The organism is Phenylobacterium sp. RIFCSPHIGHO2_01_FULL_69_31 (assembly GCF_001824475.1).
Lineage (GTDB): Bacteria > Pseudomonadota > Alphaproteobacteria > Caulobacterales > Caulobacteraceae > Phenylobacterium.
The window spans coordinates 40,931-53,877 of record NZ_MHXN01000013.1 but is presented as its reverse complement, the minus strand read 5'-3'; the positions used below and the strand labels follow the sequence as shown (position 1 = coordinate 53,877).

The following is a 12,947-nucleotide window of genomic DNA, read 5'->3' as shown; positions in this document are numbered from 1 at the left end:
CCACTCTCGGTCAGGCCTCGTGTGCAGGCGCGCGGGGCGTAGGCCAGGGCTCCGAGACGTCCGCAAGCACCGCGTCGATGCATTCCACATCCGCACGCAGGTCGCCGCCGCCCGCGAAACTCAGCGTCAGGACGCCGCCGGGCGGCTCGCCAGGCTCAAACCCTATCGCCAGCAGTTCTACGACCGCATCGCGGCGGTCCCGGCGAATCTTGCGGGCCTGAAGCGCCAGCACGCCCCCCACCTGCAGGGCCGAACGCACGCGTTGCCGGCTCCCGGCTTCCCAACGGAAGCGGTTGAAGGCGATGGTCAGCCGCCGGGCCTTGGCCTCGTAGGAGATGTCGCCGACCTTTGCGATGGCGTCCTGCAGGGCGGCAGAGATCACGGGCAGATCGTCTTGGTCCTGCGCCAACAGTCGGAGGGGGCTTGGGTCGGCCATCGGCCTATTCCGTCTCCTCGCCGCCTTCGCCCTTCAGACGCCGGATCTGCGCGCCGCACGCGCTCAGCTTCTCTTCCAGGCGCTCGAACCCGCGGTCCAGGTGGTAGACGCGGTTGACCACGGTCTCGCCGTGCGCCGCGAGGCCCGCGATGACCAGGCTCACAGAGGCCCGAAGGTCCGTCGCCATCACCTGGGCGCCTTCCAGGCGCTCCACGCCGCGCACTCGCGCCTCGCCGCCGTGGACCGAGATGTCCGCGCCCAACCGGCCCAGTTCGGGCACGTGCATGAACCGGTTCTCGAAAATCGTCTCGCGGATGATGCTCTCGCCGTCGGCCAGGGTCATCAGGGCCATGAACTGCGCCTGCAGATCGGTGGCGAAGCCGGGATAGGGATCGGTCGTCACTTCCACCGGCCTCAGCCGGCCGCCGTTGCGCTTCACGGTCAGGCCGTCGTTATGCGGCGTCACCTCGACGCCGGCCTCGACCATCTTGTCGATCAGCGCCTGGATGAAATCGCTGCGGGTCCGGGTGAGCCGCACCTCGCCCCCGGCCATGGCCGCCGCCAGGGCATATGTGCCCGTCTCGATGCGGTCCGGCAGCACGGCATGGGTCGCACCGCTCAGGCGGGCGACGCCCTGGATCTGGATGGTGGGCGTGCCCGCGCCCGTCACCCGCGCGCCCATCTTGTTGAGGCAATCGGCCAGATCGGTGATCTCGGGCTCGCAGGCCGAGTTCTCCATCACCGTATCGCCCTGCGCCAGCACGGCGGCCAGCAGCGTGTGCTCGGTCGCGCCGACCGAGACGAAGGGGAACACGACCTCGCCCCCGGTCAGGCCCCGTGGCGCCTGGGCGTACACATAGCCCTCGTGCAGGTCGATCTTGGCGCCCAAGGCTTCCAGGGCCTTCAAGTGCAGGTCCACGGGGCGGGCGCCGATCGTGCATCCCCCCGGCAGCGACACCTTGGCCTGCCCGGTGCGCGCCAGCAGCGGTCCCAGCACATTGAACGAGGCGCGCATCTGCCGGACCAGGTCGTAGGGCGCGAAGCCGCTCACGATCTCGCGGGTCGTCAGCAGGGTTTCGGCCCCGTCGGGACCCTCCGATTCGACGACCTCCGTGCCCAGGCGCTGCAGCAGCCGCCCCAGGAATCGCGTGTCGGCGAGCCGCGGCATGTTGGTCAGCCGCAGCGGCTCCTCGGTGAGGAGGCTCGCCGCCATCAGCTTGATGGCCGAGTTCTTGGCGCCGCTGATGGGGATTTCCCCCTGCAGCCGCGCGCCGCCGGTGATGGCGATGCGATCCAATCGATATCCTTCGAAACGGGCCCGGGCCGCTTTCCTCTGCGGCGCCTCCGGCGGGTATCTAGCCTGCCGGGCCGGAACCCGCCAAGTCGTCAATCAGTCGTGGACTTGTCAGCGTTCTGCGCAGGTTGGCTCGCGGTGGGAACCTTGCGACGGCGCAGGTTGGCCCGCAGCGCTTGCGCAAGCTTCGCCTCCCGCGGATCTTGCGCGCGCTTCTTGCCCTTGTCGTCCTCGGCCATGCCAGGGAGGTGCGGCGAGGCGTCTCGCTCGTCAAGCGCCCGCCGTTCGATTTGGGGCTTCACGCCGCGCCCGGCTCCCGCTATAGCGCCCGCCTTCGCCGCCGTAGCTCAGTGGTAGAGCGCATCCTTGGTAAGGCTGAGGTCGGCAGTTCAATCCTGCCCGGCGGCACCATCGTTTCCCTAGGGCCCTCACGGCCTTAGGGAAACGTCCACTTCCTCCAACCTTCAGATGCCCGAGCCCTCAGCGGCGCGCGCGGAGTCGTCGCGCGGCATCGTCATGCGCGGCCGTTCCCCGGCGCCCCGACTTTCATCCGGGTTATATTGACCCAACGGGGATGGCCATTTACGCCATGCGCCGAATGGAACACGCGGCGACCTTCACAGCGTTCATCGGTCAGACGCTCGCCGCGGCTGGATCCATCGAGACGGTCGCCGGAATCCTAGCGAGCAACGCCGCGGTCGATTCGCCGCCCCAGATATTCGAGGACGCCACGGGGCGCCCGGTCGAGCTCGACCTGCGATATGGTCCCGCCGCAGCGGTCGCCGAGTATCGCACGAGAGTTGCGGGCCCTTCGACCCGGCCAGGCCGCGGCCGCCCGAAGCTGGGGGTGGTGGCCCGCGAAGTGACGCTCCTCCCGCGCCATTGGGAGTGGCTGGCCGGTCAGCCCGGCGGCGCATCGGCCACGCTCCGCCGACTGGTAGAGGAGGCGCGGCGCGCCGACACCGGCCCCGACCGGATTCGTTTGGCGCGCGAGGCGGCCTATCGCGTGATGTCGGCGCTGGCGGGCGACCTGCCCGGCTTCGAGGAGGCGAGCAGAGCCCTCTTCGCCGGCGACCTTGAGGCGCTGGAGGCCCGGGCCGCCGGCTGGCCCTCCGACATCCGGTCTTTTGTCCTTCGACTCGCGAACGGCGGCTAGGTCGCCGGCGGCTGGGCCTTGCAGTCGATGTTGAAGGTGAAGCTGGCGCCGAGGCCCAGGCCGCCCTGGTAGTGCCGGTCGCACTTCTCGATGTGCTCGCCCAGGGCCTTGAGCGTCTCATTGTGGCTGTTGGGGCCCGGCGCGCCGGTGATCGCGGACAAGGGACTGCAGGCGCCCGCGCTCAGGGCGGCCGCAGCCAACACGATGCGTTTCATTGAACTTCTCCCTTATGGGTCTGCAGGCCGAGGACGTATCCGCCCCCCGGCCGCTTGGTGAGCACCTGCCGACGCATGCGCGGATCGAACGAGATGTGGATCCAGGTCCCCTCCTCGATCAGTTGGTCGAAGGCCAGGCTCGAAGCCGCCAGCACACGGCACACCGCCTTGGGCCTGCCGAAGCCGTAGCAGTTGAAATCGACGGCATGGCCGGTGAGGTGCGCCGACCTCCGCGCACCGCCCACCGCCCGGTTCAGGGCCGGGCAGCGATAGCCGCTGGAGACCGTGATCACCCGATCGCCCAGCAGCTTCCGGACCTCTTCCATCTGCACAGCCGTGGTCCGTAGCGTTTCCACCACATCAGGCGGCGGACGATTGTCGATGCGGCGATGCTGCGTGGCCACGAGTTCTTCCAGCGCGAAGTGCGCTGTGAGCCTTGTCGTCATGTGATGTCGTCCTGAGAGGTGTTGTGGCTCAGCCGCGGCGGGCGGGCGTCGTCGCGACGTCGATGGCGGCGGGCCGCGCCGCCTCCAGTTGCTCGAGCCTGACCGCATTGGCGCTCCAGAGCTGGGCCAGGGCCCAGGCCAGTAGGGCCGCGGCCACGCCCCAGGCTCGGCTCTTGAGCCCCTCCACGGCCTTCAAGGTCGAGGCGACGCTCGCCTTGATCTCCGCCAGCCGCTCCTCACAGCGCGACTCGTGGTCCTCGATCCGCTGTTCCAGGGCGGCGAGCCGTTCCGACGGGCTGGCCATCACGCACCGAGTGTTGGGTGACTGACGCCGGCGTTGACCGTCGTGCCCGTTGTCTTGCTGGTTCCCTGACTGCTCTCGCTGCCGGTCTTCTGCTCTCCGGTGAACAGCCCGATCGGCAACCCGCTGAGCATCGCGACCAGTTGCTGCGTGCTGCTGATCGGCGCCTGCCGCTGCTGCTGGTCGATGTCGCGCAGGCTTGCGCCCAGGCCGGCCTGGGCCGCCACGTTGGCGCGCTGGTTCTCATCGGCCTGGAAGCCGAAGCCGACCTTCTGCGCCCGATCCTGCAGGGCCGTCTGGGCGTTGGCGATCCGCGCCTGCGTCGCACGGTCCGCATCGCCGGCCGCGGCGCCGAGCGCGGTCTCGAACGCTTTGGACCGCAGGCCCGACAGCGTCGAGGCCCGGCCCCGGGCCAGTTCGCCCTCTGTCATGCTCTGCGTCAGCGCCGCGCCCGAGCCGCCGAACGCGCCCGAACCCGCCAGGTCCAAGGCCTGCTGCGCGCGCACCTGACCCGCATTGGCGTCGAAGTCAGCGGCCGATGCGTCGACCACGTCCTTGAGATAAGGATCCAGGTACTTGCCCATGAAATCATAGGCCTTTCCCCCCGACGCAAACGGCGTGGCCGCGTCGAGGTGCGGCGAGAGCCAGCTCGGACTGCCCTGGCTGTTCAGGCTGCCCGCACCGGCCGCAGCCTGGGTCTGCAATCCATGTGCGGGCGCCACCCCACTGTTCGGGTCCAGGCCCACCAGGCCGCCCACCCGGCCCGCCACGTCCTGGGCGAGCGAGGCGCCCCATTGGGGCACGATTGGAGTGGTCGTTGAACTCGAGTTGGTATTCGACGTCGTCTTGGTCTTCGATTTCGATCCGCCGATCTTCAGGCTCATCTAGAGCTCCTTTGCGATGATGCGCGCCAGCGGCGCATAGCCTTCGGGCGCCAGCGCCCGCTCCCACCCGGGGCGTCCGACGATCAGCACGCGCCGGCACCCCTGCCCTCGCGCCCAGCGTTCCGCCGCCGGCCGCAGCACGTTCACCAGTTCCGATAGGTCCCCGCCGGCCAGCCAGATCAGCAGGCGCCGCTCGCGAGGCTCGTCCTCCAGCAAGGTCACCATGGCCGCGCGGTCCCCGGCCCAAAGCTGAGCCTCGGCCTGCGAGACCATCTCCTCCACGTCGGCCAGGTCATGACTTCGGCCCGCGTGGTCCAGCGCCGCCGCCAGCCAGGGCGCGCAGCGCGCCCACGCCTCTGGACTCAAAGCTGTCCCGCCTGGACCACGTCGAAGGTCGGTGAGCCGATACGGCACCCGGTCGGCGCGCTCTCGCCGGCGAACCTCACGCGGAACAGCCGCCCGCTCGTGAGCAGGTCGGCCTTCGCCTCCCCCGGCGCCATCGGCACGGTCGCGATCGCCTCCTCCGCCGCCTGGGGATGAAGCCGGCCGGCCACCGTGACGGTCACCGGCCCGGCCTGGTCCTTGAAGTCGGGCCAGACGCCCCGCACCAGCAGGGTCGCCTCGGGATCCAGGTACGTGTCCGCCGTCTCGATGAACCAGGGGAAGCTCGCCCCGTCCGCCGAGCGTCCGCGCTCATGCAGGAGCACGGCGCCGTCGAACGTCACGCCGATGGGATAGGTCGACGGCCCGGCATCCACGAACGCCGTCCGCGCCATCACCCCGCGGTGCCAGGCCCCCGCGTCCGGCCCGCTGACGGCCACCGCCAGATAGCGGCTGTTCTCATAGCCTTCCCGCCGATCCGGATAATCGAACCGCACCTCGGAGAACTCGGCGTTCGACGAGGCGACCACCTTGTCGCCTTGGCTCGCGGCCAGCTCCTCGGCGAAGTCGCGGCGGATGGGGCACGGGATGGGCTCAGGCTGGCCGCCCAGCGCATAGCGATAGAACTGCCGGTCAGGGCTCGCCCAGAACGCCGTTTGTCCCACCACCACCGCCGCGTTCGGCCCGATCAGGCCGCAGTTGCGCCCCACCCGCTCGAACCGCCACGGCTGGTTCAGCGCGCCCACGAAGGTCCCCAGGAACAGCGCATCGCCCGTCCAGACCAGCAGGTACGGCCCGCACATCCGCCCGGCCACGATCCGGCCGCCGCCCGTGAGGATGTACTCCCGCGCGGTCGAGCCGCTGGCGCTCGTGCTCCACTGGGTATTGTTCCGGATCGAAGAGTGGCGGATGCAGAGCGGATTGAAGGTCCCCGAGACCTCCTCATTGCAGCCCAGCGCGAAGACCTGGTAGCCGCCGTTCAGCGGCGCCACCAGCATGTAGGTCACCTGCGCCGGGGCGTTCGCCAGCGCTTGCGCCGGCTGGGCCGTGTCGTTCGTCCAGGCGAAGATCGTCTGGTTCCGGGGACTGGCCAGCAGGTGCTCGCCCCAGGCACCGAACGACCAGGTCAGGGGAAAGTAGTCGGTCTCCGAGGCCAGCCCGTAGCCGCCGGTCCCGTATGCGCCCGTCCCGTACCCGGCCGAGCCGGCCCCATCGATGGCCCCCGGCGTGAAGCCCGAGGCCGGCGTGACGTCGAACAGCGACCCGCCGCGCCAGAGCTGCAGCTTCGCATGGGTGCCGAACGCGATGTCGAGCACCCCCTTGTTGTCGGTCCAGGGAAACACCGCCCGGCAGACGCCGGTGAGCGGCTCGCCCACCAGTCGCTCCCACCCGCCGATGGTCTCCGCCCGGCCCAGCCGGAACCGAACATTCGACCCGTCCGCCCACCGCCCCGCGGCCGCAAACGTCGTGTCATCACCGGTCAACCCCGGCGGCAGCTCGAGGGGAATCTTCATGAGGTTCTCGTGGGTTGGGAGACTGAATTCTCCGGCTCGTTGCAGCCGGACCGTGGGCGCGGTCAGCGGTAGGCTGGGACGCGGTGAGAACTTGTCGGGCAATTTTCCTGAGCGTCTCGCGGTGCTAGGTGCAGCGCATGGAATTTATCGAGACGATCAATGCCTCAGGCTTGATGTTGCGCATCCCGCGAGCCGATACCGGCGTGGGGCAGATGCTCCGCGAGACGGGTGCCTTCGCACCCGTAGAGCAGGAGTTCATCCAGACAGTCTGCGACGGTGACCTCCTAGACGTTGGTGCAAACGTCGGAGCTCTGTGCTTGCCTTTCGCCCTGCAAAAGCGAAGCAGTAAAGTTGTTGCCATTGAAGCCCATCCAGGCCTTTTCTCGCTCCTTTCCCGAAATGCCGCGGACAACGCATTGGACAATGTGAAGTCCTTGAATGCGGTAGCAGGTGAAACCTCGGGTCGCGTGAATATTCCGGTGACAGATCTGACGTCAGAAGGAAATCATGGTGCCTCATCTCTCTACGAGAAGGGACTACCCACCTCACCTGTACCTATGGTGCGGATTGATGACGTTGCGCCAGAGCGCTGCCGGTTCGCAAAAGTCGACGTGGAAGGTTTCGAGGATCGTGTCTTGAGGGGCGCCACCACCCTATTGCACGACGTTCGCCCAAACTGGCTCGTCGAAGTGTCTAGGCAAAGACCCAATACAACGAGCTTAGTTTGCAGCACTCTGAAAGGTGCGGGATATAGACTGTTCTGGTTCTTTTCGCCATGGCGATGCCCTGTCGCACCTGGAGCTACTGGAGACACCGCGATCTTTGCTTGCGACGGCCCCGCACCGTGGGACATGCGCCCGGTAGATGGCATCTGGCCGACGACCATCGATGACTACCCGTACCTCTCCCGTTTCACTGCCTAGGAGACAGCCAACAAAGTAATCAGTACGCGACCGACGGCACCTGATGCGGATCCACCAGATCCTGCGAATGCAACGGCGCCGCTACCTCCCCCCGGGATACCGGGTCCTGGGGCTGTGTTGCTATTTCCACTGTTGCCACCAGAACCTCCGGTGAAGTCCGCGTGATGATCACTGAAGCCAGCCGCGCCACCGCCTCCGCCGAAACTTCCAGATCCGAGTCCACCGAGGCCGCCCGCGCCACCCAAGTGACCCGTACCGCCGTTCGAGCTTCCACCACCACCGTCACCTCCACGGCGGTTCACGTCTCCACCGAACGCGTTTCCTCCAAAACCGCCGAGGTTGCTTACACCACCCCTGCCTCCGCCGGCGACCATACGGCGACCGCCCGGCAAAGTGACGATGGTGTCCCCCCCATCATTGCCGTTTGCGAGATCCCCGACGCCCGAACCGCCATTGCCAATCGTCCAGGCGATTTGATCCCCGGCGTTTAGACGAATTCGCCCCTGAACTGCACCTGCCCCACCGCCCGCGCCAGTGTGCGAAGATCCGACGGCACCAGAACCGCCGCCACCCCAGGCATACACAATCGCGACGCAGGCCTTGGACACGGTCAGCGATCCGTTGGCGCTTGTTACCAACGGCGCCCTAACAAGCCTGGCGGTCGCGCCTGCGAAGGATTTTCGGCCGCTCATCCCCTGGCCCACGAAACCACGAAGCGACGGCATCAATAGGCTCCGCCCTTGGCGACAAAGGTCACGCCATTAGGAAGAGCGGCACCAACTGCGACAGCCAGGCCAACACCGGCCTTCAGAGGCAGCGGGTTGTCTTCCGAATACCCGAAGTCGACCTTCTGGTTCGCCACGGAGGCCGAGGGCGTGCCCACGGCGATGAGGGCGCTGTCGATCAGCGTGTAGGTCGTGCCGACCTTCTTGTAGAGCTGGCAGTTGATCGGGTTGGTGGTGACCGCCGCGCGGGCGATGGCCGCCACGCTGGTCAGCCGCACGCCGTTCAGGTTGGTGGCGTCGTCGATCAGGGTCTGGACATTGGTCGGCGCCTGGAAGGCGACCTCGGCCAGGGTGGCGACGGCGGTCTCGAACACCGGCGTCTGCGGCGTCACGATGCTATTGGGCGTTACAGCCATGGGTCTCTCCTAGAGGGCTACGGCAAAGGCCAGCGCCAGGCCTTTGACGGCCTGCGCGTAGTCGGTGAGGTCGGCGGTCGAGAGGGCCTGCCAGCTCGCGGTAGAGCCGTCGGTGCGCACGAACTTGCCGGCGTTGCCGGCCTGGGCGGGCAGGTTGCCGGCGTTGTAGGACCAGGCCACGCCCGACACCCAGTCCTTGATCGAGACGCCCCCATACCCGGGCGTCTTGACCGCGCTGCCGTCGCACGACGCCCAGACGATGTCGCCCGGATCGACCGTGACCGCCGCGCCGGCGCCCGTCGTCAGGGTCACGGCCCCGGCGCAGGCGTTCCAGACCAGATAGGTCTTGCTCACCGCCGGCAGCGTCACCGTGAAGGGCCCGGCCCCGCCGGTGAACTTGATCGTCGCCGCGCGCGCCTCATCGTCGGCGCCGTTCAGCGTCGAGAGCGTGGCCGGGCCGGTAAGCGGCTTGGTCAGCCAGCCGGCGACGGCCTGATCGGCGTGGCGGAGCGCGACGTTCAGCCGGTCGCCCCAGGTGTTGATGTTCTCGCCCGTGAACTGCTGTTCCAGGCGCAGGGATGATGTCCAGGAAGAAGGCATCAGGCGATCACGGCTCCCGTGTCTTGGCGGATCCAGTGGGTCCCGTCCGAGTGGGCGAGGATGTTGAGGTCGGCGACGAGCACGAGGGTCCGGGGATGGTCCGCCGCCGGGGGCAGGCCCGCCGCGTCCACAGCGAACAGCGCGGTGGGCGCGCCTGGCTGGGTCAGCGTGCTCAGGGCGTCGTGGAAGGATTTCAGGATCGCGCGCACCCCCTCCGGCGCGCCCGGCCCCACCGGCGACAGGCTCATGCGCGCCGCTCGCAGACCAGGTCGCGCAGTTCGGTCTTCAGCAGGCCGGCGGCGCGGCTGCGGGCGTCCTTGGCGTTCAGCTCGGCGATGGCCCGCCCGAGCTTGGTCTCGTAGGTCCCCGCCAGCTCCGGATCGCGCAGGAAGGGGCCCGCCTCGCTCAGCGTCGCGAAGAGATAGACGTCCGGCGCCTCGGCCAGCAGGCTGTTGCTGGGCGCGGCGTCCGACAGGGCGAAGGCCCGCAGCATCCGCAGGACCAGCGCATAGGCCTGGTCGCAGGGCCGATCGAGTTTCAGGTTCGCCCCGTCCACCGTCCAGGCGCCCGGCTCGCCACGCAGCGACGAGGCGCCCATCAGGCTGGCTTCGACGAAAGGCAGTTCGATCCGCTCGCCCGCCCTCTCGATCCAGAGCCGCAGGGGCTCGGTGAAGCCGGCAGGCAGCGGCAGGGTCCGGGCGCCGGCCGTCGTGGACATCGCCACTTCCACCTCGGCCAGCCGCGCGCGCAGCACGCGGTTCAGCCGCGCCTCCGCCAGGGTGATGAACTCCGGAATGCGCGCGGTCAGGTCCGCCCGCACAAGCCAGTTCGCCGCCGCAGCCTGAAGCTGGGCGTAGGTCCCGATCGCCATGTGTGAAGTCCCGAAAATGAAAAGGCCGCCCGGCGGGGCGGCCTCATGGAGTGTGTCGTCCGGAGCGGCGGCCCCTACGGCTGTTCCCCGTAGCGGACGCCCAGCTTCTGTCGCCCCTCGACGACGAATGTCGTCACGGAAGCGCCATATCCGTTGCTGACGTAGATCCCGGCCGGGGTGCAGGCGACGCAGGCGCCGGACGCGTCTAGGACGCGGACCCAAAAGGAGTTATCTCCGCTGCTCTGCCGCACGCGCAGGTCGTCTCACGCCTCCCGGCAGTTCTGGGTGACCGCCCCGCGCTCGTTGGCCAGGATCACCCGCGCTCCGCCATGACGGCTGACGTCCGCGCCCGCGGACACCAGCGCCACATTGAAAGCCGGGGCTTTGAGGTCCGGCACCGCGAGCTTGAGCGCAGCCCAGATCGCGAGCGGCGTCGCCACCGGCAGGGCCGCGCCGGCCACAAGACCCCAACCGAAGGCGCCCAGCCTCCGGCGCGGGCTGCCCCTATGATCCACGCTCATCGGCCGCCACCGCGCCGCTGCAGCGCCAGCGCCGCCGAACCGTCGGGCTTCGCTTGCCAGCGCGCATCTTGCCCGCAGGCTACGCACCGGCCCTCGCCGTCCAGAAGCTGCGCCTTCGCGCCTGGATTGGCAGGCACGACCATAAGATCGTCGCACACGCCGCGGCATCCCAGGCGCAGATCCAGACCGGCGCCCGCAATCGTCAGGACCTCGCCGCCGATGCGGCTCGCATCCCGTCCGTCCACGGTCAGGCTCTTTGCCTGAAGCGAGGCGTCCGGGTTCAGACGGCGGTCGACGGCGTCCCACCCCGAGGACAGAGCAAGAATCGCCACGCCCACGGCTAGCAGCCCCAAAAACCCGACGGCAGCGCCCCAGATGAAGCGCCCGACCCCCGCTATCGGCCCCGCCATCGCCTCATCGTCTCCCGCGCCTTGCCGCCTTAGTCATATATAGAACATAATAGGAACTCAAGAAGCTCGCGCCTAGGCCTACCGGCGCTTTGACCTCGCACCCTCCGGTCCGGCCTGTCGATAGGCCGGATTCCCCGCTGCAGGCGTTCCGAGCCGGGTTTGGAGGTTCGCGGGATTGACCGGCCGCCCTTCAGCCGCAGCACGCCGCCCTTCTGCATTATTCCTAATGTCCATGAGCGCTTCCGCGGCCGGCTGGCCATGCCACTCGCGGGATCGAGCAAGGTTTTGAAGCCACCCCGGCGCCCCTCCAACAGCTGTCTGCTCGCGCGTGACGTAAAGGGGGCGTCACTGATCGCCACATCCTTCTCCTTAGGGTCTGGGAGGTTGCATCCGCACAGCCCGGGCGGCCGCGGAGCCGCCCGGGCCGGCGCTCCCGGCCCTAGACGGCGGCCAGGCGGCAGGCGAGCTGCGGCCGGACGGTCTTGAAGCCGTAGAGGACGTCCAGTCGGCACGGGAACTTGTCCGTGTTGATGTCGTACTGGCGCACGATCCGCATCGAGATCCCGTCGAAGACCTCACGGCTCGCGAAGTCGACGCCGCGCGGCATCACCAGGTCGGCGGTGGCGAAGGCGAAGGCGCCCTTCTGGTAGGCCATGGAGAGGCCGTAGGGCGTGTTGGCCGTGCCCGCGAGGGTCACCGCCGCGCCGTTCGCTGGCGAGGCCGAGACATTCTGTCCGGCGCCGCTGGTCACGATGGCCGGCGAGATCGGATACGACGTCGCGGTCCCCCCCGTCCCCACCACGAACTGCTGCAGCGTGCCGGTCGCCTGCTTTGTCTCGGGGTGCACCCGGAACACGCCCGCGATGGTGATCACGTCACCCGCAGTCGGCGCGCCCGTGCCGCCGGAGACGGTCAGCGTCCCGCCGCTCTGCCCGGCGCCGTTCACCACCACCGCGCCCGTGGTCGGGCCGCGCACGTGGGCCGGCCACAACGTGTTCTCCATGAAGTCGAACCCGGCGGTGCGGCCCATGAAGCCTTCGCGGTTCTGCTTGGAGATGGTGGTCTTGTCGTTGAATAGGCCCTTCAGCTCGCCCACCAGGTCGACGTTGTCCTGGGTGTTCAGGTTGCAGGTCCGCGCGTTCAGCGGGGCCAGGTTGTCCACCAGCGCCTTGCGCGCCAGCATCACCTTGGCGAAGTTCGTCGCGCCGCCCACCTGGCTCCAGACGTCCTTGTACATGGTCATGGCGTCCGCCTCGATATTGGCGGCCAGCACGCTCATGGCGGGCTCCAGGATCCGTTCCGAGAAGTCGTCCAGGTTCATCGTCAAGTCCACCGACGTGAAATTCAGGTCCACGCCCTTCTGCGTGGCCACCTTCAGGTCGACCGACGTTTCGCTGGTGTCCTGCGCCGCCAGGGTGGCGGTCGAGCGGACGGTGTACTGGTTGGGCAGGCGGATCTTCAGGGTGTCGCCCACCTTGGCGCCCTGCCGGGCGAAGCTCTCGTCATAGTCGCGCGTGATCGTGCCCACGAAGTTCAGCTTCTGGTGCAGCACGCGCAGCGCCTCCCGCGTCACGGCGGTGGCGGTCAGGATCGTGTTCGGCATGGTTGTCCTCTGAATAGGTTGAGTTGGCAGCCGCGCAGGCCGGACCCGAGGCGCAAAGGCGCGCGTGCTCGGTCGGCGCCGGTCACGCCGGCGGCGGCTGCAGGATGTCGGTCGACGCCGGATTTGCTCGCGCCCGGACACGGGTCGTCGCTCGGGGCGAGGTTCGTCGTCGGTGGAGCGTTCAGGTCCCGAGGCCGGCGGTTGCCACTGCGCGGACCGCAGCCTAGGATGGAACAAAGCAAAAACGATGG

19 protein-coding genes and 1 tRNA gene are annotated in these 12,947 nt (G+C 68.5%); 4 read left to right on the top strand and 16 right to left on the bottom strand.

Features of this window, described 5'->3' with window-relative positions; all coding sequences use genetic code 11:
- Positions 1 to 10 precede the first annotated feature (10 nt).
- From A2790_RS08765 to A2790_RS08755, 3 genes are all read right to left on the bottom strand, one after another.
- On the bottom strand, positions 11 to 382 hold the full coding sequence (locus tag A2790_RS08765) for a DUF2948 family protein (RefSeq protein ID WP_363080642.1): 372 nt from the start codon (positions 380 to 382) through the stop codon (positions 11 to 13).
- Positions 383 to 440: 58 nt separating this feature from the next.
- Positions 441 to 1,733, bottom strand: a complete 1,293-nt coding sequence (gene murA / locus A2790_RS08760) for a UDP-N-acetylglucosamine 1-carboxyvinyltransferase (protein WP_293390082.1) — start codon at positions 1,731 to 1,733, stop codon at positions 441 to 443.
- 89 nt (positions 1,734 to 1,822) lie between these two features.
- Positions 1,823 to 2,032, bottom strand: a complete 210-nt coding sequence (locus A2790_RS08755) for a hypothetical protein (RefSeq protein WP_293390079.1) — start codon at positions 2,030 to 2,032, stop codon at positions 1,823 to 1,825.
- A 34-nt stretch (positions 2,033 to 2,066) separates the two neighbouring features.
- On the opposite strand from A2790_RS08755, the gene A2790_RS08750 reads away from it, so the two are divergent.
- Both A2790_RS08750 and A2790_RS08745 read left to right on the top strand, forming a co-directional pair.
- Positions 2,067 to 2,141 (top strand) — tRNA-Thr (locus A2790_RS08750).
- A gap of 163 nt (positions 2,142 to 2,304) precedes the next feature.
- Positions 2,305 to 2,886, top strand: coding sequence for a DUF2239 family protein (locus A2790_RS08745; RefSeq protein WP_293390076.1), 582 nt, complete (start codon positions 2,305 to 2,307; stop codon positions 2,884 to 2,886).
- Here A2790_RS08745 and A2790_RS08740 read toward each other — a convergent pair.
- From A2790_RS08740 to A2790_RS08715, 6 genes are read right to left on the bottom strand one after another with little or no spacing between them, the layout of a single operon-like run.
- Positions 2,883 to 3,101 (bottom strand): hypothetical protein, encoded by a 219-nt coding sequence (locus A2790_RS08740; protein WP_293390073.1) that lies wholly within the window; start codon positions 3,099 to 3,101, stop codon positions 2,883 to 2,885. The genes A2790_RS08745 and A2790_RS08740 overlap by 4 nt on opposite strands.
- Positions 3,098 to 3,547, bottom strand: coding sequence for a D-Ala-D-Ala carboxypeptidase family metallohydrolase (locus A2790_RS08735; protein ID WP_293390070.1), 450 nt, complete (start codon positions 3,545 to 3,547; stop codon positions 3,098 to 3,100). Before A2790_RS08735 ends, A2790_RS08740 begins: the two co-directional genes overlap by 4 nt.
- A 28-nt stretch (positions 3,548 to 3,575) precedes the next feature.
- Positions 3,576 to 3,851, bottom strand: a complete 276-nt coding sequence (locus A2790_RS08730) for a hypothetical protein (RefSeq protein WP_293390067.1) — start codon at positions 3,849 to 3,851, stop codon at positions 3,576 to 3,578.
- Positions 3,851 to 4,732 (bottom strand): hypothetical protein, encoded by an 882-nt coding sequence (locus A2790_RS08725; RefSeq protein WP_293390065.1) that lies wholly within the window; start codon positions 4,730 to 4,732, stop codon positions 3,851 to 3,853. Before A2790_RS08725 ends, A2790_RS08730 begins: the two co-directional genes overlap by 1 nt.
- Complete coding sequence (locus tag A2790_RS08720) at positions 4,733 to 5,098, bottom strand: hypothetical protein (RefSeq protein ID WP_293390063.1); 366 nt, start codon at positions 5,096 to 5,098, stop codon at positions 4,733 to 4,735.
- Entirely contained in the window at positions 5,095 to 6,627 is a 1,533-nt protein-coding gene (locus A2790_RS08715) for a hypothetical protein (RefSeq protein ID WP_293390060.1), read from the bottom strand. Before A2790_RS08715 ends, A2790_RS08720 begins: the two co-directional genes overlap by 4 nt.
- A 137-nt stretch (positions 6,628 to 6,764) precedes the next feature.
- On the opposite strand from A2790_RS08715, the gene A2790_RS08710 reads away from it, so the two are divergent.
- The gene (locus tag A2790_RS08710) at positions 6,765 to 7,550 is read left to right on the top strand and encodes an FkbM family methyltransferase (RefSeq protein WP_293390057.1); all 786 of its coding nucleotides are present in this window, start codon (positions 6,765 to 6,767) and stop codon (positions 7,548 to 7,550) included.
- Between the two features lie 164 nt (positions 7,551 to 7,714).
- Positions 7,715 to 8,041: a hypothetical protein gene (locus A2790_RS08705; RefSeq protein WP_293390054.1), complete on the top strand. Its 327-nt coding sequence runs from the start codon at positions 7,715 to 7,717 to the stop codon at positions 8,039 to 8,041.
- Positions 8,042 to 8,274: 233 nt separating this feature from the next.
- Here A2790_RS08705 and A2790_RS08700 read toward each other — a convergent pair whose 3' ends face one another.
- The 7 genes from A2790_RS08700 to A2790_RS08670 form a co-directional block, all read right to left on the bottom strand.
- Complete coding sequence (locus A2790_RS08700) at positions 8,275 to 8,691, bottom strand: hypothetical protein (RefSeq protein ID WP_293390052.1); 417 nt, start codon at positions 8,689 to 8,691, stop codon at positions 8,275 to 8,277.
- A 9-nt stretch (positions 8,692 to 8,700) separates the two neighbouring features.
- On the bottom strand, positions 8,701 to 9,291 hold the full coding sequence (locus A2790_RS08695; protein ID WP_293390049.1) for a hypothetical protein: 591 nt from the start codon (positions 9,289 to 9,291) through the stop codon (positions 8,701 to 8,703).
- Positions 9,291 to 9,539 carry a hypothetical protein gene (locus A2790_RS08690; RefSeq protein WP_293390045.1) on the bottom strand — a complete coding sequence of 83 codons (249 nt, stop codon included), beginning with the start codon at positions 9,537 to 9,539 and terminating at the stop codon, positions 9,291 to 9,293. Before A2790_RS08690 ends, A2790_RS08695 begins: the two co-directional genes overlap by 1 nt.
- Positions 9,536 to 10,162 carry a hypothetical protein gene (locus A2790_RS08685; protein WP_293390043.1) on the bottom strand — a complete coding sequence of 209 codons (627 nt, stop codon included), beginning with the start codon at positions 10,160 to 10,162 and terminating at the stop codon, positions 9,536 to 9,538. The genes A2790_RS08690 and A2790_RS08685 overlap by 4 nt, the downstream gene beginning before the upstream one ends.
- Before the next feature lie 263 nt (positions 10,163 to 10,425).
- On the bottom strand, positions 10,426 to 10,683 hold the full coding sequence (locus A2790_RS08680) for a hypothetical protein (protein WP_293390040.1): 258 nt from the start codon (positions 10,681 to 10,683) through the stop codon (positions 10,426 to 10,428).
- Positions 10,680 to 11,093 carry a hypothetical protein gene (locus A2790_RS08675; RefSeq protein ID WP_293390037.1) on the bottom strand — a complete coding sequence of 138 codons (414 nt, stop codon included), beginning with the start codon at positions 11,091 to 11,093 and terminating at the stop codon, positions 10,680 to 10,682. Before A2790_RS08675 ends, A2790_RS08680 begins: the two co-directional genes overlap by 4 nt.
- Before the next feature lie 439 nt (positions 11,094 to 11,532).
- Entirely contained in the window at positions 11,533 to 12,696 is a 1,164-nt protein-coding gene (locus tag A2790_RS08670) for a P22 phage major capsid protein family protein (protein WP_293390034.1), read from the bottom strand.
- Positions 12,697 to 12,947: the final 251 nt, after the last annotated feature.

Bases quoted from the DNA above. Each gene is read 5' to 3' on its own strand.
- A2790_RS08745 (WP_293390076.1), top strand. From the start codon at position 2,305: ATGGCCATTTACGCCATGCGCCGAATGGAACACGCGGCGACCTTCACA.
- A2790_RS08740 (WP_293390073.1), bottom strand. From the start codon at position 3,101: ATGAAACGCATCGTGTTGGCTGCGGCCGCCCTGAGCGCGGGCGCCTGC.
- A2790_RS08735 (WP_293390070.1), bottom strand. From the start codon at position 3,547: ATGACGACAAGGCTCACAGCGCACTTCGCGCTGGAAGAACTCGTGGCC.
- A2790_RS08730 (WP_293390067.1), bottom strand. From the start codon at position 3,851: ATGGCCAGCCCGTCGGAACGGCTCGCCGCCCTGGAACAGCGGATCGAG.
- A2790_RS08725 (WP_293390065.1), bottom strand. From the start codon at position 4,732: ATGAGCCTGAAGATCGGCGGATCGAAATCGAAGACCAAGACGACGTCG.
- A2790_RS08715 (WP_293390060.1), bottom strand. From the start codon at position 6,627: ATGAAGATTCCCCTCGAGCTGCCGCCGGGGTTGACCGGTGATGACACG.
- A2790_RS08710 (WP_293390057.1), top strand. From the start codon at position 6,765: ATGGAATTTATCGAGACGATCAATGCCTCAGGCTTGATGTTGCGCATC.
- A2790_RS08705 (WP_293390054.1), top strand. From the start codon at position 7,715: ATGATCACTGAAGCCAGCCGCGCCACCGCCTCCGCCGAAACTTCCAGA.
- A2790_RS08700 (WP_293390052.1), bottom strand. From the start codon at position 8,691: ATGGCTGTAACGCCCAATAGCATCGTGACGCCGCAGACGCCGGTGTTC.
- A2790_RS08695 (WP_293390049.1), bottom strand. From the start codon at position 9,291: ATGCCTTCTTCCTGGACATCATCCCTGCGCCTGGAACAGCAGTTCACG.
- A2790_RS08690 (WP_293390045.1), bottom strand. From the start codon at position 9,539: ATGAGCCTGTCGCCGGTGGGGCCGGGCGCGCCGGAGGGGGTGCGCGCG.
- A2790_RS08685 (WP_293390043.1), bottom strand. From the start codon at position 10,162: ATGGCGATCGGGACCTACGCCCAGCTTCAGGCTGCGGCGGCGAACTGG.
- A2790_RS08680 (WP_293390040.1), bottom strand. From the start codon at position 10,683: ATGAGCGTGGATCATAGGGGCAGCCCGCGCCGGAGGCTGGGCGCCTTC.
- A2790_RS08675 (WP_293390037.1), bottom strand. From the start codon at position 11,093: ATGGCGGGGCCGATAGCGGGGGTCGGGCGCTTCATCTGGGGCGCTGCC.
- A2790_RS08670 (WP_293390034.1), bottom strand. From the start codon at position 12,696: ATGCCGAACACGATCCTGACCGCCACCGCCGTGACGCGGGAGGCGCTG.